This is a genomic window from Micromonospora sp. AMSO12t (assembly GCF_008806585.1).
Lineage (GTDB): Bacteria > Actinomycetota > Actinomycetes > Mycobacteriales > Micromonosporaceae > Micromonospora > Micromonospora reichwaldensis.
Map to the genome: position 1 here is coordinate 14,361 of NZ_WAAS01000040.1, position 22,482 is coordinate 36,842.

Annotated in this window: 17 protein-coding genes; 10 read left to right on the plus strand and 7 right to left on the minus strand. The window is 74.6% G+C overall.

What is annotated here, in order from left to right; genetic code table 11:
- Positions 1-34: 34 nt before the first annotated feature.
- Both F6X68_RS09105 and F6X68_RS09110 read right to left on the minus strand, forming a co-directional pair.
- Complete coding sequence (locus F6X68_RS09105; protein ID WP_151453841.1) at positions 35-670, minus strand: MurR/RpiR family transcriptional regulator; 636 nt, start codon at positions 668-670, stop codon at positions 35-37.
- A 3-nt stretch (positions 671-673) separates the two neighbouring features.
- A complete protein-coding gene (locus tag F6X68_RS09110) occupies positions 674-1,372 on the minus strand; it encodes a GNAT family N-acetyltransferase (protein WP_151453842.1) in 699 nt (232 codons plus the stop codon).
- 97 nt (positions 1,373-1,469) lie between these two features.
- Between F6X68_RS09110 and F6X68_RS09115 the strand changes: the two genes are divergently transcribed.
- A complete protein-coding gene (locus tag F6X68_RS09115) occupies positions 1,470-2,612 on the plus strand; it encodes a M20/M25/M40 family metallo-hydrolase (RefSeq protein WP_151453843.1) in 1,143 nt (380 codons plus the stop codon).
- A gap of 90 nt (positions 2,613-2,702) precedes the next feature.
- Here the strand turns inward: F6X68_RS09115 and F6X68_RS09120 are convergent, their stop codons facing one another.
- Positions 2,703-3,695, minus strand: a complete 993-nt coding sequence (locus F6X68_RS09120; RefSeq protein WP_225852096.1) for an esterase-like activity of phytase family protein — start codon at positions 3,693-3,695, stop codon at positions 2,703-2,705.
- A 422-nt stretch (positions 3,696-4,117) separates the two neighbouring features.
- Between F6X68_RS09120 and F6X68_RS09125 the strand changes: the two genes are divergently transcribed.
- From F6X68_RS09125 to F6X68_RS09140, 4 genes are all read left to right on the plus strand, one after another.
- The gene (locus F6X68_RS09125) at positions 4,118-4,642 is read left to right on the plus strand and encodes an adenylate kinase (protein ID WP_151453844.1); all 525 of its coding nucleotides are present in this window, start codon (positions 4,118-4,120) and stop codon (positions 4,640-4,642) included.
- A gap of 316 nt (positions 4,643-4,958) precedes the next feature.
- Complete coding sequence (locus tag F6X68_RS09130) at positions 4,959-9,245, plus strand: S8 family serine peptidase (protein WP_151453845.1); 4,287 nt, start codon at positions 4,959-4,961, stop codon at positions 9,243-9,245.
- A gap of 240 nt (positions 9,246-9,485) precedes the next feature.
- Positions 9,486-9,908: a DUF6234 family protein gene (locus F6X68_RS09135; protein ID WP_151453846.1), complete on the plus strand. Its 423-nt coding sequence runs from the start codon at positions 9,486-9,488 to the stop codon at positions 9,906-9,908.
- 133 nt (positions 9,909-10,041) lie between these two features.
- Positions 10,042-10,914 carry a peptidoglycan DD-metalloendopeptidase family protein gene (locus F6X68_RS09140; protein ID WP_151453847.1) on the plus strand — a complete coding sequence of 291 codons (873 nt, stop codon included), beginning with the start codon at positions 10,042-10,044 and terminating at the stop codon, positions 10,912-10,914.
- 113 nt (positions 10,915-11,027) lie between these two features.
- Here the strand turns inward: F6X68_RS09140 and F6X68_RS09145 are convergent, their stop codons facing one another.
- On the minus strand, positions 11,028-13,289 hold the full coding sequence (locus F6X68_RS09145; RefSeq protein ID WP_151453848.1) for a catalase: 2,262 nt from the start codon (positions 13,287-13,289) through the stop codon (positions 11,028-11,030).
- A 114-nt stretch (positions 13,290-13,403) separates the two neighbouring features.
- On the opposite strand from F6X68_RS09145, the gene F6X68_RS09150 reads away from it, so the two are divergent.
- Together F6X68_RS09150 and F6X68_RS34115 are read left to right on the plus strand one after the other, a co-directional pair.
- Positions 13,404-13,862 (plus strand): serine hydrolase, encoded by a 459-nt coding sequence (locus tag F6X68_RS09150; RefSeq protein WP_225852097.1) that lies wholly within the window; start codon positions 13,404-13,406, stop codon positions 13,860-13,862.
- Positions 13,859-14,092, plus strand: coding sequence for a hypothetical protein (locus F6X68_RS34115; RefSeq protein WP_225852098.1), 234 nt, complete (start codon positions 13,859-13,861; stop codon positions 14,090-14,092). Before F6X68_RS09150 ends, F6X68_RS34115 begins: the two co-directional genes overlap by 4 nt.
- A gap of 48 nt (positions 14,093-14,140) precedes the next feature.
- On the opposite strand, the gene F6X68_RS09155 is transcribed toward F6X68_RS34115, so the two are convergent.
- Positions 14,141-15,535 (minus strand): N-acetylmuramoyl-L-alanine amidase, encoded by a 1,395-nt coding sequence (locus tag F6X68_RS09155; protein ID WP_225852099.1) that lies wholly within the window; start codon positions 15,533-15,535, stop codon positions 14,141-14,143.
- A 305-nt stretch (positions 15,536-15,840) separates the two neighbouring features.
- Here F6X68_RS09155 and F6X68_RS09160 point away from each other — a divergent pair, with 305 nt between their 5' ends.
- From F6X68_RS09160 to F6X68_RS09170, 3 genes are all read left to right on the plus strand, one after another.
- Complete coding sequence (locus tag F6X68_RS09160) at positions 15,841-17,250, plus strand: hypothetical protein (protein WP_151453849.1); 1,410 nt, start codon at positions 15,841-15,843, stop codon at positions 17,248-17,250.
- A gap of 65 nt (positions 17,251-17,315) precedes the next feature.
- The gene (locus F6X68_RS09165) at positions 17,316-18,545 is read left to right on the plus strand and encodes an AAA family ATPase (protein ID WP_370518923.1); all 1,230 of its coding nucleotides are present in this window, start codon (positions 17,316-17,318) and stop codon (positions 18,543-18,545) included.
- Positions 18,542-19,783, plus strand: coding sequence for a VWA-like domain-containing protein (locus tag F6X68_RS09170; RefSeq protein ID WP_225852100.1), 1,242 nt, complete (start codon positions 18,542-18,544; stop codon positions 19,781-19,783). Before F6X68_RS09165 ends, F6X68_RS09170 begins: the two co-directional genes overlap by 4 nt.
- 20 nt (positions 19,784-19,803) lie before the next feature.
- Here the strand turns inward: F6X68_RS09170 and F6X68_RS09175 are convergent, their stop codons facing one another.
- Together F6X68_RS09175 and F6X68_RS09180 are read right to left on the minus strand one after the other, a co-directional pair.
- Positions 19,804-21,243: a hypothetical protein gene (locus F6X68_RS09175; protein WP_151453851.1), complete on the minus strand. Its 1,440-nt coding sequence runs from the start codon at positions 21,241-21,243 to the stop codon at positions 19,804-19,806.
- A 125-nt stretch (positions 21,244-21,368) separates the two neighbouring features.
- Positions 21,369-22,482 (minus strand): pectate lyase (locus tag F6X68_RS09180; protein WP_151453852.1); only part of this gene is annotated, 1,114 nt, incomplete at its 5' end.

Here is a 22,482-nt window from a genome sequence, read left to right on the forward strand (position 1 = left end):
TCGTGGGCGGCCCCTCCGCCTCGCCTGCGGTCGGTCACGTTTCCTCCTGGTAGAGATCGAGTTCGGCGGCGAGGGCGTCGCGCTCGCGCAGGCGGCGGCCGGCCCCCTTCGAGCTGGCGATGGTCAGGGTGGCGAGCAGGTGCAGCGCGAGCACCACGGAGGTGGGGGAGTTCGCGTAGGAGGCGCTGTCGGTGCCGATGACGATGCGGACGGCGGCGGTCTCGGCCAGCGGCGCGTCCTCGGCGTCGGTGACGAGGACCAGTTGGCCGCCGTGGCGGACGTAGGCGGAGGCGACGTCGATGGTCTCGCGCCGGTAGCGCGCCATGCAGACGGCTACGAGCAGGTCGCCCTGGCGGATGTCGCTGAGCATGTCGAGGGGCCGCAGTGCCGCGCCGTCGACGAGGTGGACGCCGGAGAGCCCGGCGCTGAGGTCGGCGGCGAGCAGGGACGCGAAGCCGAGCGACTTGCCGTGGCCGAGCAGGTACCGCCGGCGGGCCGACACGATGAGCGCCGCGGCCCGCTCGATGGCGTCCTGCTCGGCGGCCCACGCCAGCGCCTTGGCGAACTCGGTGCGCTGCTGCTCCAGGACCCGCTGCTTGAGCACCTGCGCGGACCTGCGCTGCACGTTGCGGTCGAAGCGCTCCGAGGGGGTCGATCTCTTCGTGGTCATGCCTCAATCCTGTGCGAACAGGTAGCTGACGCGGCCGGGGGTGTCCGCCCGCCGCGCGACGCCGACGAGCCGCCCGCCCGCCGCGAACCGGCCGGCCAGCTCCAGGCGCAGCCGCGCCCGGTCGTCGGGCCCCCGTGCGGCGGTACGGTCGTCGGCGGGCGAGTCGACGGCCGCGTGCCCGTGCCCCGGCGCCCAAGTGCTGCCCCCGGGACGGTCGAGGTCCCACCGGACCAGGACCCGGTCGCTGTCGCCGTCGTCGTAGAAGTCGGGCAGGAAGCGGATCCCGACGGCGCCCAGCACGTTCAGGTTGAAGTGGACGTTGCGCAGCGCGTACGGGTCGAAGGTCCACCGCATCGTGTGCACGCCCACGCGCCGTGCGGCCTCGGCCTGGGCGTGCTTGAGCAGGCGGCCGACGCCGCGCCCCTGCGCCCGCGCGTCGACGACGGCCGCCTGCGAGTAGTGGTAGAGCTCGCCGTGTTCGACGCCGGTGAAGCCGTAACAGAAACCGACGAGGGAGCCGTCCTCGTCGAACGCACCGACCGCGGTCCCTGCGTTCTCGCCCAGCGCGGCCAGGAGGCGGGGGCTGACGGCGTGCTCGGGGCCCTCGTAACCGAAGACGCTCCGGTAGAGCGCCGATGCCGCCGTCCACTCGGCGAGCCCGGCGAGGTCACGCGCCACGATCCCCTGCGTGTCAGCGGTCATCGGCCACTCCCTTGCGATGATAGCGATCGTATGTTGCCCATGCTGCCGTTGATCGCGCCCGTTGACAAGGCGTTCGAGTGAAACATATGGTCCGCATATGTCGTCCTCAGGATCCAGCGCCGCGCTCGATGCGCTGCACCGCTACACGCTGCACGAGTCGCCGACCGGTGACCGGCGGGCGCTGGCCGCGCTGGCCGACGTGCTCGACGCCGACGCCGCCCGCGCCGGCTTCGACACCGCCCGGGTGCCGCACCCGAGCGGCGACCATCTGGTCTGGACCCTCCCGGCGCGAGGGGTCCCGGGCGACCCGGTGCTGCTGCTGACCCACTACGACACCGTCTGGCCGGTCGGCACGCTGTCCGGCATGCCGTGGTCCGTCGAGGGGGACGTCGTCCGCGGCCCGGGCGTCTACGACACCAAGGCCGGGATCGTCGCACTGCTCGCGGCGGCGGCACGCGTCGAGCGGCAGGGCACCCAGCACCCCGAGATCCGGGTCCTCGTCGTCGCCGACGAGGAGATCGGCTCGCCCACCGCCACCGGGCTGGTCCGGGCCGAGGCGGCCCGGGCCCGCGCGGTGCTCGGCCTGGAACCGCCGCACCCCGGTGGCGACCTCAAGACCGGCCGGCGCGGCAGCACCCGGGTCCGCATCGAGGTCACCGGGATCGAGGCGCACGCCGCGCTCGACCCGGACGCCGGCGTCAACGCCATCGACGAACTCGTCGACCAGCTCGTGCGGGTCCGCGCACTCGTGCAGGGCCGGCCGGTCCTGCTCAACACCGGCACCATCGCCGGCGGGGGGCGGACCAACGTGGTGGCCGGCGCGGCCCACGTCGAGCTGGGACTGCGCTTCACCGACCCGGACGACGAGGACGCCGTCCTCGCCGGCCTGCGGTCGCTGCGTCCGGTACGCGACCGCGCCCGGCTCGACGCCCGACTGCTCTCGCACCGGCCCACCTGGCGGCCAAACGAGGCGGGGCAGCACCTGCTCGACCGGATCGTGGGCGTCGCCGCCGGCCTCGGTCAACGCCTCGCCGGTCGACCGGCGGACGGTGCCGCCGACACCAACACGACGGGTGCGCTCGGCCGCCCCACCGTCGACGGGCTCGCCCCGCCCGGGGGCGGCGCACACGCCCGGCAGGAGTGGGTCTCGGCGGCCGGCATCGACGCGCGCAGCGACCTGCTGGCAGCGCTGTTCACCGGCCTCCACACCTCGGCCGCGTCCCGTGGAGACGGCGCCTGACCCGGGCGCGCGCCCCCGGCAGCCGTGACGGCTGGCCCGGCCCGTGCCGCCGTGCGACGGTCAGTGCGGCCCGGCGTACCGCCGCGCAGGTCAGTGCGACCCGGCCCGCCGCGCGCGGACCAGCGCGACCAGGCCCACGGCGATCAGCGCCAGCCCGAGCGCTCCGGCCGCCAGGAGGTAGGTCCGCACGGCGCCGGCGCGGCCGGTCCCGTCGCCGGCGGCGTGGGCCGTCGGCCCGGGCGTGCTGGGCGGCGCGGGGGACCCGACGGCCGCCGGCAGCGGGTAGCGCCGGACCACGGGCATCGTCCCCGGCGGCTGGTCGGCGGTCTCGGACACGGTGAGCAGGGAGCGCCCGTCGCGGCTGTAGGTGACCGACTCGCCCTGCGGTTCGTCCGGCAGCGCGACGATCCGTGGCGTCCCGCCGGTCAACGCGGTGACCACGTCGCCGTCGGTCACGTCGAACTCGTACGCGTCCGCGTAGGTGCGCAGGACGATCCGACGCCCGTCCGGTGCGGTGGCGGCGCCGGTGACCGCCGTGCGACCGAGCGCCCCGAACGGGTTGCTCGTCGTGGAGGCCGGCAGCCGGACCTGTCCCACCTTCACCAGCGGTGTCGTCGCACCCGGGCGCGGGGCGGCGCCCGGGGCGTACAGGTTGGCCGAGTACTTGGAGACGACCACCGGCCGGTCGTCGCCGGTCACGAGCAGGGCCTCCGCGTCGTGCGGGCCGTCCGGATAGGCCATGCGGTACAGGACCGGCCGGTCGGCCCCCGGCGGGAGCTTCCACACCGCGATCGTCTGCCGGGACCGGTCGTTGTCCCCGATGTCGGCCACCCAGACTGTGCCGTCGGCACCGACGGCGAGGTCCTCGGTGTCGCGCGGCCGGGACGGATAGGACACGGTCCGCACGACGGCGCACCGGTCGTCCAGGAAGAAGATGCGGCGGCGGGCCTCGTCGTCCGCGCCGTCGTTGATCATGACGAAGCCGCCGTCCGTCGCGGCCATGCCGGAGATCTCGCTCAGCCGGCCGCCACGCACCTCGCACACCGGCGTCCCGGGGGCCGCAGCGGGTGTCGGGTCGGCCACGGCCACACCTGGAGCCGTCGCGACGGCGAGGACGACGACCGTCCCCGCCGCGCCCCGCAGCCTCCGGGGCCCGTTGCCTCGTCGCCTCACCCGCATTCCCTTCAGTGCCGGTCCGCCCCGTCCAGCGGCGGACCGGCGCGGTTCGCGAACGGCGGTCCACCCCTGCCGGCCCGGGCGCCCCGCCGGGCGCCATGACCGGCTGTCGTCCGTCCGGCTCCGGTGCGTGGCCGGCTCCACGTGAGCGGCGTCCGGGCGCGTGACCAGGGGATGAGTGTATGACCCGGGGGCGCGGCCCCGGTCACGGCCCGCCGTGCCGGCGACCCGGCCCGCCGCCGCGACCGGAGCCGATGGCGCCGCCGTCCGCCCGCACCCGCCCGGATGGGGGCGGGATCCGCCCGGCACCGGCGGCGTACGCTGCCGCGATGACCGCACCGGCCCGCATCCTCGTCTACGGGGTGTACGGCGCCGGCAAGTCCACCTTGGCGGAGCGGCTGGCCGAGCGGCTCGGGTCACCGTGGCACCCGGTCGACGACCTGCTGTGGCAGCCGGGCTGGGTGGAGGTGCCGGTCGCGGAGCAGCGCAGCCGGATCGAGGCGGTCTGTCGCCGCGACCGCTGGATCCTCGACGGGGCGTACCACGGGTGGCGCGACGTGGTGCTGGCGCGCGCCGACCTGGTCGTCGGCCTGGACTATCCGCGCTGGCTCTCCTTCTGGCGGCTGCTGCGGCGTACCGCCCACCGGCTGGTCAGCGGCGAGGAGATCTGCAACGGCAACCGCGAGTCGCTGCGTAGCGTGCTGTCCCGGGAGTCGATCCTGGTGTGGCACGTCACCGCGTTCGGCCGGGCCCGGCGGCGGATGCGCGCCTGGCAGGCCGATCCGGCCGGGCCACCGGTGCTGCTGTTCCGCTCCCCGGCGGAGCTGGAGCGCTGGCTGTCCGAACTCACCTGACGATGAGGACCCGCTCCGGCAAGTCCGGCAAGCCCGGCACGACCGTCGGAACCGGGGGGACTCCGGCTGACCTGGCGTCGGCGCCGCTGGCCCGGTGCGGCGTACGGATGGACGGACGCCATTGCCTCGGTCACGGTGATCACCTAGGTTTCACACGATCGCACCCAGCCGCACCGAGCACTCCCCGGCTCTGGCCAGGCAGCGAGACAGCACCGATCGCGCCGCTCAGTGACTTAGGAGCTCACCTGTGGCACAGCATCCCTCCCGAAGAACGTTCCCCTCCCGTCGGCGAACACCGGCCCGTCTGGTCGCGGCGGTGGCGGCGAGCACCATGCTGCTCGCCGCGGCCCCCGTGTCCGCTGCCGCGGCGCCCTCCAGCGCGCCGCTGCCGGCCACCCGGCAGGCGCCCGAGGCGCCGCCCCGCCCGGCGTCCGGCCTGCCGCAACCCAAGAGCGGGCTCTGGCTGGTGCAGTTGGACAAGCCGTCGTTGATGGCCGCCACCCGGGGCACCGGGGCGCGCGCCGGCAGGACCGACGCCCGGTCCGCGGCCAGCACCCCCTACGCCAGGGAACTGGCGCAGCGGCAGGACACCGTGGTGGACGAGATGGAGGCCGTCCTGGGGCGCTCCGTGCGGGTCGCCCACACCTACCGGAACGTGGTGAACGGACTGGCGGTGGCGCTCAGCGCGGACGAGGCGGCGCAGCTGTCCGGCCTGCCGGGGGTCAGGGCGGTCGTACCCGACGAGATCCTGGAACTGACGACCGACACCAGCAACGCGCTGATCCAGTCGCCCGCGGTGTGGGAGGGCCGGACGGCGGAGAACGTCGGGACCCGTGGCGAGGGCGCCATCGTCGGGATCCTGGACTCCGGCATCAACCCCGACCACCCGTCATTCGCGGCCGTGGACGGTGACGGCTACCGGCACACCAACCCGTACGGCGCGGGCAGGTACGTCGGCGTCTGCGCCCCGAGCCACCCCCAGCACAAGGCGATCTGCAACGACAAGCTGATCGGCGCCTGGTCGATGGTCGGCACCGACGCCCGGGACGACAACGGCCACGGCAGCCACACCGCCTCGACCGCCGCCGGCAACCGGCACGAGGCGACCATGACCGTCGGCACCAGCACGCACAAGCTCACCGTCTCCGGGGTCGCGCCGCGGGCCAACGTCATCTCCTACAAGGTCTGCATGGCCATCGGCTGCCTCTCCTCGGCGACGATCGCGGCGGTGGACCAGGCGATCGCCGACGGCGTGGACGTCCTCAACTACTCGATCTCGGGTCGCGACGACCCCTGGAAGGACCTCGTCGACCAGGCGTTCCTGGAGGCGTACTCGGCCGGCATCTTCGTCGCCGCCTCCGCCGGCAACAGCGGCCCGGGCGCCAGCACCGTCGCGAAGACCGCGCCGTGGAACATGTCCGTCGCCGCGGTCAGCCACGAGCGGGTCATCGCCCACCGGCTCGACGTGACGGGCCCGACGCCCGTCCCGGCCGCGCTCACCGGCATCGCCGCCGTGATCGGGGAAGGCTCGCCGAACCCGCCCATCGAGGGTGCGATCCGGTACTCCGGCGCCGTCGACGCGGACAACGTGCAGGCCTGTCTTCCGTTCCCGGCAGCGGCGTTCAGCGGCAGGGTCGCCCTGCTGCCCCGGGGCGGCTGCGACTTCTCCGTGAAGGTCAAGAACGCCACCGCCGCCGGCGCGACCGGAGTGGTCGTGCACAACCAGTACAGCGGTCCGCCGATCACGATGGGCGCGCTCGCCGGGACCACCATCCCGGCCGTGATGGTCTCCCTCGCCGACGGGCAGCGGCTGCGCGACCACGCGGCGGCCACCGACGGCCCCGTCACCGTGCGCGTCGACCCCGGCAGCGAGGTGCTGCGCGACGGCGACTGGACCGACGTCGTGGCCGACTTCAGCTCGCGCGGACCCAGCAAGTTCGACATGCTCGCGCCCACCGTGGCCGCCCCGGGCCGCAACATCCTCGCCGCCACCATGGCGACGAAGGACAACCCGGCCCCGTACGCCTTCATGCAGGGCACGTCCATGTCGTCGCCGCACGTCGCCGGTGCCGGCGCGCTGCTGGCGGCGCTGCACCCCGACTGGTCGCCGACGCGGATCCGCTCCGCGCTGGCGGTCACCGCGGACCGCGACGGCGTCGTCAAGGAGGACGGCCGCACGTCGGCCGACGCGTTCGACATGGGCTCCGGCCGGATCAACCTGGCCCAGGCCGCCCGGACCGGCATCGTGCTCGACGAGACCGCCGCGAACTTCGTCGCGGCCAACCCCGACGCCGGTGGCGACCCGCAGACGCTGAACCTGCCGGCCGTGGTCGAGCACCACTGCCTCAAGGTCTGCACCTTCACCCGGACGGTGTCCAGCGTGGCCAAGGTGGCCGCGACCTACCAGGCGACGCCGCAGGCCCCGGCCGGCGCGCGGATCACGGTCGCGCCGACGCAGTTCACCCTGGCGCCCGGCGCCAGCCAGGAGCTGACCATCACCCTGGACGTCACCGGGACCCCCCGCAAGAACTGGCTCTTCGGTGCGATCGACCTGACCACCGACGCCCGGCACGCGCCGGACGGGCAGCCGATCGCCCAGGCGCACTTCCCGGTCGCCGTCCTTCCCGCGGCCCCGGACCTGACCGTGGACAAGACCGCGCTCAGCTCCAGCATGGACGTCGCGCAGAACGAGACCCACACGGTCAAGGTGGGCAACGCCGGCGGCGCCGAACTCACCTGGCGGGCGACCGGCGACGGCGACGACTGCGACTGGCCGACCTGGGTCAAGGTGACCCCGGCGCAGGGCACACTGGGTGCGTTCAAGAGCCAGGACATCCAGATCACCCTCGACTCGACCGGCCTGGACGACGGCGGCGTGTTCAAGGCGAACCTGTGCCTGGCCAGCAACGACCAGGACCAGCCGACGACGACGATCGCGCTGGAACTGACGGTGGTGCCGGTACCGAAGATCGAGGTGGCGCCCAAGTCGATCTCCGCGCGGCAGCCGGCCGGGCTGGTCACCAGCCAGAAGTTCGCGGTACGCAACGCCGGGCACGGCGTGCTGGACTGGCGGCTGGACGACCCGGACGCCGGGCCGGACGACGAGCGGATCCGGCTCCTGCGTAACGGTGTCCTGCTGATCCCGAACTCGGCAAGCGCCACCCGTGGGGTGATGGCGTTCGATCCGCAGACCGGAAAGCAGATCGACCCGCAGTTCATCCCGCACTTCAAGTTCGACCCGACCAGCAACCTCTACACACCGTTCCAGGTCATCGCCAAGCCGGACGGCAGCGGCTTCCTCATGTCCGACCAGCTGAACTCGGTGATCACCGAACACGCCCTGGACGGCAGCTTCCGGCGGATCTTCGCGCCCGCCGGCGGCGTGGACGATCCGAAGATCATGACCAACACCCGGGGTATCGCGCTCTCGCCGCGCGGCACCGTGCTGGTGACGGTCGCGTCCCAGAGCAACGCCAACTCGGTGGTCGAGTTCGACGCCGACGGCAAGTACCTGGGCACGTTCGTCGCGCCGGGGACCGATGGGCTGAAGGGACCGTGGGGCATCCTGTTCCGCGGCGACGACATGCTCGTCTCGGGCAGCGACAGCGACGCCATCCACAGTTTCAAGAAGGACGGCTCCGCCGCCAACGCCCGCTTCTTCGAGGGGCTGAGCTGGCCCGGCCAGCTCGCGGAGATGCCGAACGGCAACGTGCTCGCGGCGAGCTGGGGCAGCGGCTCCGCCCCCGGGGTCTGGGAGATGGACCGCGACGGCAAGCTGATCGGCGTCTACACGCCGCCCGGCGGCAGCGGTTACCAGGGTGTCCACCCGCTCGGTAACGGCAACATCCTGACCACCAGCTCCAAGGGGGTCCACGAGATCGACCGCTCCGGCCGCCTGGTCGAGGTCGAGAACGACAAGGGCGCGGCCCGGTTCATCACCCACGTCCGGCTGCCCGACCTGCAGCCGTGCGTGACGCCCGACGAGGTGCCGTGGCTGACGGCGTCGCGGACGTCGGCCGGCACCGGCGCCGGCAAGTCCACCGAGGTGACGCTCTCGATGGACAGCACCGGCCTGGCCGCCGGTACGTACCGGGCCCAGCTCTGCGTCACCAGCGACGATCCGTCGAACCGGCTCTCGACGCTGCCCGTGACGCTCGAGGTCACCGACCAGACCTGCGGCCAGGTCGTCAGCGGTGAGCGTCGGGGTCCGCTGCCGGTCAACGGCGGGGTGACCTGCCTCGCGCCGGGTGCCACGGTGTTCGGGCCGGTCAACGTCGCGAAGGGCGCGGGCCTGATCGCGCTCGGCGCCAGCGTCAGCGGCCCGGTGACCGCCACCGGGTCCACGGTGGTGGAGTTGACGGGCAGCACGGTCAACGGCCCGCTGTCGGTCGCCGGCGTCACCGGTTCGGTGCTGATCAGCGGGACGCGGGTGACCGGTCCGGTCAGCGTGGTCGACAGCCGCACCGGCGGCACGCCGGTCGTGGTGTCGGGCAACCGGATCGACGGGCCGCTGCGGTGCGTCGGCAACCAGCCGCCACCGGTGGACAACGGGGTGGCCAACACGGTCGGCGGCCCGACGTCCGGCCAGTGCCGCGGGTGGTGAGCGGACCGTCCCACCCGGCCCGTCGGTGACGTGGCCAGGCCCGCCGGTGCGGTCGCCGTCGCGACCGCACCGGCGGGCCGCCGTCCTTGCCGGCGGCGGCCCCTCCCCCCGGAAGCGCCGCGGCCTGACGCGCGGCCAGCGCCGACCCGGCCCCCGCGCGTACGCCCGGGTGCGGGAGATCCCGCGCGGTGAGTACCCGGGCTCACGTCCCGCGGCCCCGGCTCCGCGACGCTGTACGGCATGACCTCGTCGACACCCGCCGCCCGGTCCCGGTACGCCCTCGTGCTCCTGACGGTGGTCTGGGTGGTGGCGTGCCTGGCGCTGCTGTGGTGGTTGTTCACGATCGGCATGGAGGGCTGGGCCGACCACCACTCGAACGGTGGCGGGCGCTCGGCGGAATTCGGGCGCCGCTCGGCCCGGGCGCTGCTGTTGCTGGCGGCGACGGCAGCGGGCGGGCCGGCCGTCATCGCGCTGGTGGCGTTCGGCTGCCGGTACCGCCGCACCGGGCTGGTCTACCTGCTCCTCGCCGTCGTGGCCGCGGCGGCGCTGGCGCCGGCGGTCGCGGATGCCGCGCGCACCCTCCGGCCGCCGGCCGCGCCGCTCCCGGCGCCGACGACCTGCCAGGAGCACAGCGGCGGTGACAGCCGCTGCCCGGGCGGCTGAGCGACCCGGTGGTGCGATTGCGGACCGTCGCCCGTGGCCCGGCGCCGTGGCGGAGCGGACGGTCGACAGATTTATTCGTGGCTATGTATTGTCACTGGCCCGACCGGCGTACCGATCCAGCAGGGAGCACGCGATGGACCATCTCGACCAACCCGGATGCTGCGGCGACGGCCCGGCGGTCGCCGGTATCGACCGCCGCGCGGTGCTGCTCGGCGCCGCCCTCGGCGCGGGCGCCCTGGCCGGGCTGGCCGTTCCCGGCCGCGCGTACGCCGCGCCCGCCATCTACAACCCCTTCTCCGGGTATCCCGTCACCGGCACCTGGCAGGAGCACCTGAACCGGGGTTCGCTCGGCGGCGTCGACTTCGGCATGCCGGTCGGCACCCGCCTGCCCGCCTGCGGCGCGGGCACCATCCAGAACATCCCGTACAACGGCACGGGTGGGCACACGGTCACCATCCAGCACGCGGACGGGTACCGCAGCCAGTACATGCACCTGTCGCAGTTCCTGCTCGGCAACGGCGCGGCCGTGTCCAGCGGCACCGTCGTCGGCCTCTCCGGCGGCGCGGCCGGCGCGCCGGGCTCGGGCTCGTCGACCGGGCCGCACGTCCACTGGCACATGATCAACCCGGCGGGCGTACGCATCAACCCGCTGGCCTACATCGGTCAGAACCCCGCACCCGGGCGACTGCCCAAGACCTCCACCGAGCAGGACGGCATCCCCGGCACCATCTTCTACCAGCGCATGCAGAACTGGCTGCGGCTCACCGCCGGATACACCGGCCCCATCGACGGCGCGCCCGGGCCGGGCACCTACGCCGCCCTCCAGCGGGCCATGCGGGCCTACGGCTACACCGGACCGATCGACGGACAGCCCGGCCCGAACACCTGGCGCGCCGTGCAGCGCCTCGCGTCCGGCCACGGCTACACCGGCCCGATCGACGGGGTGATGGGGCCCAACTCGTGGCGCGGCTTCGCCCGCTTCCTCAACCAGGACAGGTGGGACTGACCGCGACAGCCCCGCCGCACCCGCCGCACGGGCGGCGGCGCGGCGCGGGCCGGACGCGACGAGGGCCGTCCCCCGGTGTTGCGGGGGACGGCCCTCGTCGGCGGACGAGCGCGTCAGGCGACCGAGGCGGGGAACCTCTCCCACACCCGGTGGGCGGCCAGCAGCTGCTGCACGGCGGTGAGGACCTCGGCGCCGGAGCCGCCCGTGACGACGCCGGGCGTGCCGGCGACCCCCGCCTGCCGCAGCACGTCGACGCCGGCGCCCCACGCGCCGATCGCCTTGGCGTGCCGCCAGCATTCGTCGACCAGCAGCAGCACCCGCGGATCCACGGCGGCGGAGCCCGCCGCGCCGGCCTTGGCGTCGCGCGCCGGCGACGCGTCCGGCGCGGGCGCCGGCGCCCCGGCCAGCAGGAGCACGTCGAACTCGACCGAGCGGCCGGTGGCGAAGGTCCGCTGCACGGGCAGGCCGCCCACCAGGCCGCCGTGCGGGGCGACGAGGAGCGGCACCATGCCGGCCGCGAAGACCGCCCGGCGTACCTCGTCGACATCGTCGAGCCCGGCGGTGGGGTCGACGACGATGCCCATGGTGCGGCCGTCGGCCGGCCACTGCCTGCCCACCTGCGACAGCGCGGGGCTGGGCGCGGGGTCGACGAGCGGCACGGTCGGCTCCGGCGCGGGCAGACCCAGCCCGGTGGCGACCTCCGCGCACAGCACCGGGTCGATGTTGGCGAGGCACTGGAGCTGGCGTTCCCGGACCGCCTGGTGGAAGCACTTGCCCAGCTCGAAGGTGTAGGCGCGGACGATGTGCTCCTTCTCGACCGGCGACATGCTCAGCCAGAACAGGCGGACCTGGCTGTAGTGGTCGTCGAACGAGGCCGGGTTGGCGCGTACCTTGGGCGCCTCCGTCACCGTCACCGGCACGTCGACGAACGCGCCGTCGGTGTCCCCGGCCGGGAAGGGGTTGCCGCCGTCGAGCGAGTTCGGCCGGTACGGTGCGACCCCGGCGTGGACGGCCTGCTGGTGGAAGCCGTCGCGCAGCATGTCGTTGACCGGGGCGTGCGGGCGGTTGATCGGGACCTGCGAGAAGTTCGGCCCGCCCAGCCGGGTGAGCTGCGTGTCGACGTACGAGAACAGCCGGCCCTGCAACAGCGGGTCGTTCGTGACGTCGATGCCCGGCGGCAGGTGGCCGACATGGAAGGCGACCTGTTCGGTCTCGGCGAAGAAGTTCGTCGGCGTCCGGTTGAGCGTCAGCTTCCCGACCGGCTGCACCGGTGCCAGCTCCTCCGGCACGATCTTCGTCGGGTCGAGCAGGTCGATCCCGGCGAAGGTCTCCTCGGGGGTGTCGGGGAACACCTGGAGGCCCAGCTCCCACTCCGGGAAGGCGCCGGCCTCGATGGCGTCGTAGAGGTCCCGGCGGTGGAAGTCCGGGTCCACGCCGCCGAGCAACTGCGCCTCCTCCCAGGTCAGGGAGTGCACGCCCAGCTTGGGCTTCCAGTGGAACTTCGCCAGCGCCGTCTCGCCGGCGGCGTTGACGAGCCGGAACGTGTGGACGCCGAAGCCCTCCATCATCCGGTACGAGCGCGGGATGCCCCGGTCGGACATGTTCCACATGGTGTGGTGCTGCGCCTCGGTGTGCAGGGAGACGAAGTCCCAGAAGGTGTCGTGCGCGCTCTGCGCCTGCGGGATCTCCCGGTCGGGGTGCGGCTTGCCGGCGTGAATGATGTCGGGGAACTTGATGGCGTCCTGGATGAAGAAGACCGGCATGTTGTTGGCGACCAGGTCGAAGGTGCCCTCGTCGGTGTAGAACTTCGTCGCGAAGCCGCGGGTGTCGCGGACCGTGTCGGCCGAGCCGCGCGAACCGAGGACGGTGGAGAACCGTACGAAGACGTTGGTCGTCCTGCCCTTCGCCAGGAAGCCGGCCTTCGTCACGCCCTCGGCCTTGCCGTAGGCCTCGAAGACGCCGTGCGCGCCGGCCCCACGCGCGTGCACGACGCGCTCGGGAATGCGCTCGTGGTCGAAGTGGGTGATCTTCTCGCGCAGGTGGTGGTCCTGCAGCAGGACCGGACCGCGCGGCCCGGCCTTCAGCGAGTGGTCCGTGTCGCGCAGCCGCGCCCCCTGCGACGTCGTGAGGAAGGCGCCCTGCTGACCGTTCGCCGTCGTCGGCGCGCCGGTCGCCGCGCCGGTCGGCGTACGGGTCTCCGGGGCGCCCTGTTCCTTCTTGGGCGGCAGCGGATCGTGTGGCGTCGTCGGCTCCTCGACGGTTGGCGGGGCGCTGCCCGGCGCGCCGGGCACGTCCGAGGTCAGCGCGTCGGCCACCTTCCCGGCTGCGGCCTCCACCACGTCCTTGACCGCCTTGGCGGGCTTGCTGGCATCCATCTGGCGAGTTCCTCCACGAAAACGGTGTTGAGCAGGCGTCCTGGCCCGTACCCCGAGGCGGGCGGCGGAAACGGGGACGCGCCGGCGGCCCGCCGGCTCGCGTATCGTCCGCCCGTGAGCGCCGAACTTCTCGACGACTTCGTGCGGGCGGACCGCGACCGTGCCCTGGGCACGTACGGCATCCACGTCCACCGCGAGGGCCACCCGCCCGTGGAGCACCGCTTCCGGCCCGACGACCGGGTGAACGTGTACTCCGTCGCCAAGACGTTCACGTCCGTGGCCGTGGGGCTGGCCGAGGCGGAGGGGCGGCTGAGCCTCGACGACCGCCTCCTGGACCACCTGCCCGAGCTGCGGCCGATCGCCGCCGACGGGCTCGGTGCCGTCACGCTCCGGCAGTTGCTGACGATGACCAGCGGCACCAGCCACCGCTGGTTCGCCGACGAGCGGATCACCGCCGCCGACCTGCTCCACGAGATCGTCGCCGCGCCGCTCGCCGCCGCGCCGGGGACCCGCTTCGCGTACACGGGTTCGGGTCCGTACGCCCTCGGCCGGGTGATCGCCCGGGTCGGATGACGGGGGAGCGGGTCGACACGAACGCCGTCACGTACGGCGAGCCGTACACCCACGGATACGGGTTGGGCGTGTGGCTCGACCGGGCCGACACGTACCGGTTGGACGGCCGCTACGGCCAGTACGTGGTGGTCAGCCCCGCGCGCCGGGCCGCAGTCACGGTGACCGCGCACGCGGAGCGCGACGAGGAACTGCTCACCGCGATCCACGAGCTCGTCGTCGCGCGGTGCTGACGCGTCGGTGCCGTCCACCCGGCGGGCGGACGGCACCGGCCGTGGTGGTCAGCAGCGTGGCACGCCGGGAATGAAGCCGTCGTGGCCGGTCAGGACGTACGCGTCGGAGACGTACCGGTTGGTGCCGATCCGGTCCCAGACGTTGCTCGTGCCGTAGGGGCCGGTCACCGTGGTGCCGACGGCCTGGCAGTAGATGCTGACGTTCGCGCCGTCGGCGACGGAACCCACGACGGCGTAGCCGGTGCCGGGCCCGGAGCGCACGTTGAGGCTCACCCCCTCGGTGTTCACCGTGCCGGAGCCGACGCCGGTCTGCTGGTTCACCAGCTGCATGTAGTACGACCAGTTCCAGTTCGGGCCCGGGTCGGTGTGGGTGGCCCCGGGGACCTCGTGGTGGCCGATGATGTGCGCCCGGGTCTTGGGGATGCCGTACTTGTTGGCGAGGCTGCGGGTGAGCGTCGCGGAAGCCCGGTACATCGCGTCGGTGAACCAGGCCGCGTTGTCGACGTACCCCTCGTGCTCGATGCCGATGGACTGGGTGTTGTAGGTCCAGTTGCCGGCGTGCCAGGCGATGTCCTTCTCCCGCACCGACTGGGTGACCGCCCCGTCGGAGGAGCGGAACGTGTAGTGCGCGCTGGCCTGGGCTGCCGGGTTCTGGAACCAGCTGATCGAGCCGGCGTAGCTGCCCTGCGTCACGTGGATGACGATGTACCTGACGGAGTGGCTGGTGGGTCGGCTGGCCACCGTGTAGTTGCTGGTGCTCGCCGGCGCCCACGCGGCCGGCCCGTAGTCGGTGCTGAGGATCCCGACCCCGTCCGACGCGTCACCGGGCAGGTCACGCTCCGGGGCCACCTGGCGGCCGGGGACCTTCGCCACCCCGGCGTGGCCGGTGTCGAAGCCGGCGCCGAGCAGGTCGTAGACGGCGTCCGCGTAGAGGCGGGCGAGCGCCGGGCTGGCCGCGCCGCCGTAGCGGGCGACCGCGGCGTACCACTCGTCGACGTCGTCGCGCTCGGCCGCGGTCAGGCCGGCCTGGTCGGCGTAGGAGCGCAGGACGGCGGCCGCGCCGGCGATGTTCGCGGCGGCGTCGGCGCGCAGCGCGGCACGGCTGAGCCCGGTCAGCGTGGCCGCCTCGTCCAGGGTGCGCAGCTTGGGGTTGCTGGCCAGGTGCATCATGCCGTAGCCGCCCGCCGCGCTGGGTGCGCCGCCGTGCCCGTCCAGGCGGGTCTCGGCGTAGCCGAGGGCGACGAGCAGGTCGCGGGGGACGTCGTACCGGCCGGCGGCGGTGTCGAAGGCGGTGGCCAGCCGGGCAGCCGCCGGTGGGGCCCCCTCCGGGGCGGCCGACACCGGCGCGGCGGCCAGGGCTGATTCGGCAGTCAGGATCAGGGTCGCGGCCAGCATGGCGCTGAGCAGCCCACGCCTGCGTCGCGCGGCGAGTCGAGCAGTCATCTGCACCCCTCACAATATTCGCCAATGTCGATGAGGATCGGCGGGTGGCGGTAACGTACACCGCGACGGACGGCGATGTAAATGCCTTCCGTGGCGGTGCGGCGGGGTGGCGGAAACCTTCAATCCGGGTACGCCGGGCGCCTCCGGTGAAACTGCGGCGCCGGGTGGACGGGCGGGACGCAGTCGGCCCCGACCGGGGCGGGTTAGGGCCTGGCGGGTCCGGTGCCCGCACCGGTATGCTCCCCGCCGATGACGACTCCCTCTCTCACCAGATCGGAGGCCCGGTTCTCGCAAGGTGAGTGCTGATGCACTCCCGACCCGCGAGTCCGGACCTTCGTCCGTCCTTCTGGCCGCACGTGCGCGAGTTCGCCGTGCCGCCGTCCATGATCGAGGTTGCCACCGCCCGTCGGGCCGTCGGGGACTGGGCCGGGGCGTGCGCCGCCGCCCGCGTCGACGCCGACGTCGACCTGCGCTCCGTGGCCCGTACCCACGGTCGGGAACTCGCCGACCGGCTCCGCGCCGACCTTCGCCACCTGGCTCCCGACCTGCTGCGCTGGCATCTACCGAGGATCGCGCCCGACGGGCTGCTGCGCCCCGGCCTGACCATTGCGCTGGCCCGCTACGACCGGGGCGGACGCCCCGCCGACGCGGTGCACCTCGTCATCCGGACGCCACCGGCCTGGGCCGACGCCGGTCAGCGGTTCAGCCTGGCGCTGTGGGACGGGTCCCGCTCCGGCTCCGGGCCGTGTCGCCATCCGCACCCGCACCCCGACCGCCGGTTCCGCCTCGACCTGCACCGCCACCTGTGGGACGCGCGGCGGGCCGGTGAGCTGCGCGTCCGGTCGGGGGCGGACCGGCCGCCCGAGGACGGCCCCTGCGCCGTCCTACCGGAACCGCTGGCGACGGCCGGGCGACGGCGGGGCTGGGCGGTGCAGCGGTGGTCCGCCGAGGCCGCCATCCTGCTGCGCGCCGAGGGGCGGGCCGCTGGCCCGGTCGTCGTACGGGTCGGGGCGCGCCGCCACCTGCTGCTGGAGGTGGCGGCGGCCGGAGACGGTCCCGGCCCGCCCGAGGTGCGGACCGCGTCGTCGCCCTCGCTAAGCCGCGTCGGGACGCGCGGGTCCACGCCGGTGTTGCCCGACGCCGCGACCTGGGTGTCGCCGGACCTGGAACTGCTCCGCACCGGGTCGATCGACGCCGGCCGGCTGCATCCGCTGGTCGCGTCGGCCCTGGCACCCGGCCGCCCGGCGGGGACCGCGCCCCGGACGACGGACCGGGCGGGACAGCCGGGCCGGGTGCGGTGCCGGGGAGCCTGGCACCGGATCGGCCTGGCCGACGGGACGCTCGTCGCGCTGGACCACGACCCGGCCGAGGTGCGCCGGGAGGAACTCCTGGCCGCGTTGACCGGCACCCCGCTGCCCTGCCTCCAGGCGATCGACGAGGCGCACCGCCACCCGGAGTGCCTCCCCGAGGTCCGGGCCCGCCTGGACCACGGCGACACCGCCGGCGCGCTCGCCGTCGTCGAGGCCCTGCTCGGACCCGACGCGCGGGTGCGCGACGGGGCGCTGCGCAACGAACTCGAGACGGCCGCACTGCGGCGGGTCACGTACGGGCTGTTCCGGGCGGGACTGGCCGGGACCGGCCCCGGCCCCGCCGCCGCCGAGCGTCGCCGTACCCGCGACCGCCGCTCGCGTCCGCGCCACGGAATCGCCCGCTGACCGAGGGCCTTGGCCCCGCACCACCTCGCTCTTCCACCCGCCACGAGAAACCACAGGTGATCACCATGCCCCTTGCCGTCGACCGGACCCCCGACCCGCAGCTCGCCGTCGCCGCCGAGCTGCTCTCCCTGTTGCGCGACACCACCACCGAACCCCGATCCGACACGCAGCTGGAGGCACTGACCCTGGCCGTGGCCGCCGACCTACCCGTGCTGTTGTGGGGTGAACCGGGGATCGGCAAGACCGCTGCCCTGACACAGCTCGCCGAGGCGCTGGACCTGCCGCTGACGACCGTCGTCGCCAGCGTCCACGAGCCGTCCGACTTCTCGGGGTTGCCGATCGTCGGCGACGACCCGGCGACGCAGGGAGTCCCGATGGCGCCGCCGGACTGGGCCGTACGCCTCGTCCGCGCCGGCCGCGGGCTGCTGTTCCTGGACGAGCTGTCCACCGCCCCGCCGGCCGTCCAGGCCGCCCTGCTCCGCCTCGTGCTCGAGCGACGGGTGGGCGCGCTGCGGCTGCCGCCCGGGATCCGGATCGTGGCCGCCGCGAACCCCCGATCCTCGGCGGCCGACGGCTGGGAGCTGAGCCCACCCCTGGCCAACCGCTTCGTCCATCTCCAGTGGGTCCACGACCACGAGGTCGTGGTGCGCGGCCTGGGCGGGACCTGGCCCCGGACCGCGCTGCCCCGGCTGTGCCCCGACAGGTTGCCGGAGGCCGTCACCTTCGCCCGGCGCGCGGTGTGCGGGCTGCTGTCGGCCCGCCCCGCGCTCGTGCACCGGCTGCCCGGCAACGAGACCCGCCGGGGCGGCCCGTGGCCCTCGCCCCGTAGCTGGGAGATGACCCTGCGCCTGATCGCCTTCGCGACCGCGGCGGGCACCTCCCGGGAGGTGCTCTCGATGCTGGTGCGGGGCACGGTGGGCGACGGCCCGGGGCTGGAACTGCTCGCCAGCATGGACCGGATGGACCTCCCCGACCCCGAGACGTTGTTGGCCGACCCGGCGGCTGCGGTCCTGCCCGAGCGGGGCGACCTGCGGCAGACCGTGCTGGACGGCGTGGTGGAGGCCGTCCGCGGGCGCCCGGAGAGGGGGCGTTGGGACGCCGCGTGGGCGCTGCTGGTCCGGGCGCTGGAAACCGGCCCGCCGGACCTGGTGGTCGTTCCCGCGAGCACGCTCGCCGCCCTGCGCCGCGAGGACTGGGACGTGCCGGCGGCGATCGAACGGCTCGCCGGGGCGGTGTCGGTGTCCCGGCGAGCCGACCAGACCCGGCTCGCCGCCGCCGCGGGGAGCGGCCGGTGAGCCCGGGCCCGGGGACGCTGGACCGTGAGAAGCTCTTCGCCGCCCGGCTGCACGCCGTCCGGGTCCGGCCCTACCTGGCGTCGGCGCTGTTCGCCCTGCACCTGGTGGAGTCCCGCCGGGTGCCGACGATGGCGGTGGACCGGCACTGGCGGTGCTACGTCTCCCCGGTGTTCGTGGACCGGACCCCGGTCGAGGAGCTCGCCGGGGTGTGGGTGCACGAGGTCTCGCACCTGCTCCGCGACCACCACGGGCGCAGTGACCGGGTCGCGCGGGAACGGGGACTGACCGGGCCGGGGGAGCGGTTACGGATGAACATCGCCGCCGACTGCGAGATCAACGACGACGTGTTCGGCGACGGGTTGACCCGGCCCGACGGCGTCGTGGACCCGGCGACGCTGGGGCTGCCCGAGGGGGAGCTGATGGAGGACTACCTGCGACAGTTCCGGCTCGGGCCGCGTACGCAGGGGCTGGTCTGGCTGGACTGCGGCAGCGGCGCCGACGGGGCGGAGCGGGAGTGGGACCTGGGGCCGGACAGCGCGCAGGGCCTCAGCGCGCAGGAACGCGACGCGGTGCGGTTCCGGGTGGCGGAGGGCATCTCCGGGCGTCCCGGGGACGTCCCGCAGGGCTGGCGGAGGTGGGCGGAGGACGCGTTCCACCCGCCCCAGCCGTGGCGGGACCTGCTGGGGGCGGCGATCCGCTCGGCGGCCTCCGGCGCGGGCGCGGGCGAGGACTACACGTACGGCCGGCCGGCGCGGCGGTCCGCCGGGGTTCCCGGCGTCGTCCTGCCCAGCCTGCGGCGCATGCCACCCCGGGTTTGCGTGGTCGTCGACACCTCCGGGTCCGTCAGCGACGCCGAACTGGGCAGCGCGCTGCTCGAGGTCGCGGCGATCTCCCGCGCCGTGGGCGGCCGGCGTGACCTGGTCACCGTGCTGTCCTGCGACGCGGCGGCCCGGACCGTGCACCCGCTGTGCCGCGCCGAGGAGATCCCGTTGGTGGGCGGGGGCGGGACGGACCTGCGTACGGGCTTCGCCCGGGCGTTGCGGACCCGGCCCCGCCCGGACGTCGTCGTGGTCCTGACCGACGGGCAGACGCCCTGGCCGGCCGCGCAGCCGCCCTGCCGCACGGTGGTCGGGCTGTTTCCCCGCCGGCACACGTACTCCGGATCGTGGAACGAGGACGATCCCGACTACGTGCCGGACACGCCACCGGAATGGGCGCGGGTGGTGGTCATCGGGTAGGCACGCACGCCGGGGTGGCGTCACGAACCGCCGAGGCGGGGCGTGACCGGGCGGACCTCGACCGGGGCGCCCGGCCGCCCGCCCGCGCGTGAGCGGTACTCGGGGACGCCCACGCAGGTGAAGAGCAGCGCCGCGAGGTCGTCCGGCTCGCCCAGCAGCCCCGGGACGTCCGAGTCGAGGAAGGTCATGCCGGAGGCGCCCGCGCCCAGGGCGTACGCCGCGAGGTGCAGCCGGCCCTCGACGAGCCCGGCGGCGAGCTGGGCGTCGCGGTAGGCGCGGTCGTCGAGGGCCGACAGCGGCGCGGCGGCGACGACGACGTAGGCGGCGTCGCCGGCGAGCGCCTGGTCCAGGCAGACCCGGAGCAGCTCGTCGCGCAGGTCACCGGCGCGCAGCAGCGTCGAGAGGTCGGGCCACCGGTAGAGGCCGGGCGGCACCCCGTCGACCCCGTGCACGGCGACCCAGTGCGGCACCGGCACGCCGCGCAGGGCCGCGGCCAGGGGCCATTCCAGCAGGGCGCGCGGCAGCGTCCGGGACCTGTCCATCCGCCGCTGCGAGCCGCGCCGGCGGACGACCTCGTCGAGCGGGTCGGACGGCGGGTACGCCGGCAGCGGCTCCGCCGACGGCCAGGGCGCGCCGAGCACGTCCCGCTCGCCCGCGCGCTGGGCGGCGGTGCACAGCGGCAGTTCGACCGGGGGCAGCTCACCGGGGAGCGCCGGCCCGGTGGGCCCGATCGCCGGATCGCCGTCGCCGAACGACAGCAGGGCCAGCGGGTACTCGTGCACCCCGTCCGCGCCGACGAGCGTGCGCACGGTGGCGTCCGGGAAGAGCGACCGCAGCCGCGGCGACAGGCCGGCGCTGTCGGCGGCCGCCGACAGTTGGGCCAGCAGCGTGCCGGCGTCCCAGTAGATGTGTCGCCAGCCGCGCTCGGCGTAGCGCCACCCCGTGCGCCACGGCACGCCCGTGACCACCAGCGTCGTGACCGCCCCGGTCGCGGCGGGAGCCACCTGGACGAGCGCGTGCCGCCGCGCGTCGTACCAGTGCACGCCGTCCGGCACCCCCGCGACGCCCCGGGTGCTCGCGTAGACCTCCAGCGGAAAGCGCGCCCCGGCCGAGCCGGCGGCGCGGTAGAGGAAGGGGCGGCCGTTGCGCTCGGCGGTGCGCACGACGCCGGCGCCCAGGAAGAGCACGCGGCCCAGCTGCGCCGCGTCGAGGGGCTGCGCGGGGGACGCGACGCCGGCCAGCACGGCGGTCGCGGGGACGCCGGGGTCGGGCAGGTCGCGCGGCAGGGCGAGGACGGCCAAGCCGTCCGGGTAGCCCTTCATGGGCGGCGGCAGGGTCTCGGGGTCGTTCGGGACGAGGTCGTGGCGGACGCGCGGATCGTCCACGGGCACGTCCCACTCGCGGCTCGGCTCGTAGGACGTCAGCCGGTGCAGCAGCCCGGCGCCGGTGTCGAGGTCCATCCGGCCATCCTGCCAGCGCGGAGCGCCGGGCGGTGGCCCCGCAAGCGGTCGCGGGTCGGTGCGGGGACCGCCGGGCGGCCGGGGTGGCCGGCGGAGCCGCCGCCGGCCACCCCGGACGGTCCGGCTCAGATGCGGGCGCCGACGTCCGCGCCGTTGGCCGGGCGCAGGAAGGAGGAGGTGGGGATGGCGCCGTCGGGCGTACGGGGACCGGTGATCGTGGCCGGGTCCGTGCTGGCGAGCGCCCACGTCCCGCCGAGGTTCCACGAGTTGCCGGAGCCGGTGGAGCCGCCGAGCGACACGTCGGTGGTGTTGCCGACCGCGAGGTTGCGGGTGAGCACCGAGGTGGAGCGCGAGACGTTGAAGCCGTCCCTGCCGTTGTCCCAGGCGGTGTTGCGTTCGAAGACCAGCGAGCCGGGGTTGCCGTTGTCGATGAAGCCGCCGGCCGAGTTGCCCCAGGCCATGCTGTTGCGGGTGACGTGGGCGACCGCCGGACGCGGATCCGTGCCGCCGCCGTTCTTGAAGCCGTTGCCGTCCCCGGTGTAGTCGGGCAGGCCCCAGTAGTTGTAGCCGTTGTCGTAGGCGACGCTGCCCTCGACGAGCACCGGCGACAGGAACAGCCAGGCGTCGAAGCCGTCGTCGGCGTTGCGCCACAGCCGGGCGCCCCGGACGACGTTGCCCGTCCCGGAGCCCTCCTTGATCGCCAGGCCGTCCGCGCTCTCGCCGTTCTTGCGCGGGTCGCGGTTGCCGTAGCTGTCCAGGTCGACGATGTGGTTGCCCGACGAGGCGCCCTGCAGGTGCAGGCCGGTCTCGTAGTTGTCCCGGGTGACCAGGCGCTCGTAGCGGCCGTTGTTGGTGTCCACCCCGAAGATGCCGTACGGGCCGTTGACGATCTCCAGGCCGACGAACCGCCACCAGTCGCCCTCGACGTGCAGGGCGCCCCGGTCGGCGCGGGGGATCGAGGATCCCACGGCCCCGGGCGTGTACGGCATGTTCTCGCCGTCGATGACCACGCGCTCGCCCTGGTGGGCGGTGAGGGTGATCGGCTGGGACTGGCTGCCGTCCTTGAGGATCTTGATGGTGCTGGTCGGGGCGTAGGTGCCTCCGCGCACGACGATGGTCCCGCCGGGCTGGACCAGGTCGTGGGCGCGCTGGATGCTCCGCAGGGGCTCGGCGAGGGTGCCCGGGGCGGCGTCGTCGCCGTTCGTGGCGACGACCAGGGTGCCGGCGGCCGGTGGCGGT

Excerpts from the sequence above, each read along its gene's own strand:
- F6X68_RS09105 (WP_151453841.1), bottom strand. The coding sequence starts at position 670 with ATGACCACGAAGAGATCGACCCCCTCGGAGCGCTTCGACCGCAACGTG.
- F6X68_RS09110 (WP_151453842.1), bottom strand. The coding sequence starts at position 1,372 with ATGACCGCTGACACGCAGGGGATCGTGGCGCGTGACCTCGCCGGGCTC.
- F6X68_RS09115 (WP_151453843.1), top strand. The coding sequence starts at position 1,470 with ATGTCGTCCTCAGGATCCAGCGCCGCGCTCGATGCGCTGCACCGCTAC.
- F6X68_RS09125 (WP_151453844.1), top strand. The coding sequence starts at position 4,118 with ATGACCGCACCGGCCCGCATCCTCGTCTACGGGGTGTACGGCGCCGGC.
- F6X68_RS09135 (WP_151453846.1), top strand. The coding sequence starts at position 9,486 with ATGACCTCGTCGACACCCGCCGCCCGGTCCCGGTACGCCCTCGTGCTC.
- F6X68_RS09140 (WP_151453847.1), top strand. The coding sequence starts at position 10,042 with ATGGACCATCTCGACCAACCCGGATGCTGCGGCGACGGCCCGGCGGTC.
- F6X68_RS09145 (WP_151453848.1), bottom strand. The coding sequence starts at position 13,289 with ATGGATGCCAGCAAGCCCGCCAAGGCGGTCAAGGACGTGGTGGAGGCC.
- F6X68_RS34115 (WP_225852098.1), top strand. The coding sequence starts at position 13,859 with ATGACGGGGGAGCGGGTCGACACGAACGCCGTCACGTACGGCGAGCCG.
- F6X68_RS09155 (WP_225852099.1), bottom strand. The coding sequence starts at position 15,535 with ATGACTGCTCGACTCGCCGCGCGACGCAGGCGTGGGCTGCTCAGCGCC.
- F6X68_RS09160 (WP_151453849.1), top strand. The coding sequence starts at position 15,841 with ATGCACTCCCGACCCGCGAGTCCGGACCTTCGTCCGTCCTTCTGGCCG.
- F6X68_RS09165 (WP_370518923.1), top strand. The coding sequence starts at position 17,316 with ATGCCCCTTGCCGTCGACCGGACCCCCGACCCGCAGCTCGCCGTCGCC.
- F6X68_RS09175 (WP_151453851.1), bottom strand. The coding sequence starts at position 21,243 with ATGGACCTCGACACCGGCGCCGGGCTGCTGCACCGGCTGACGTCCTAC.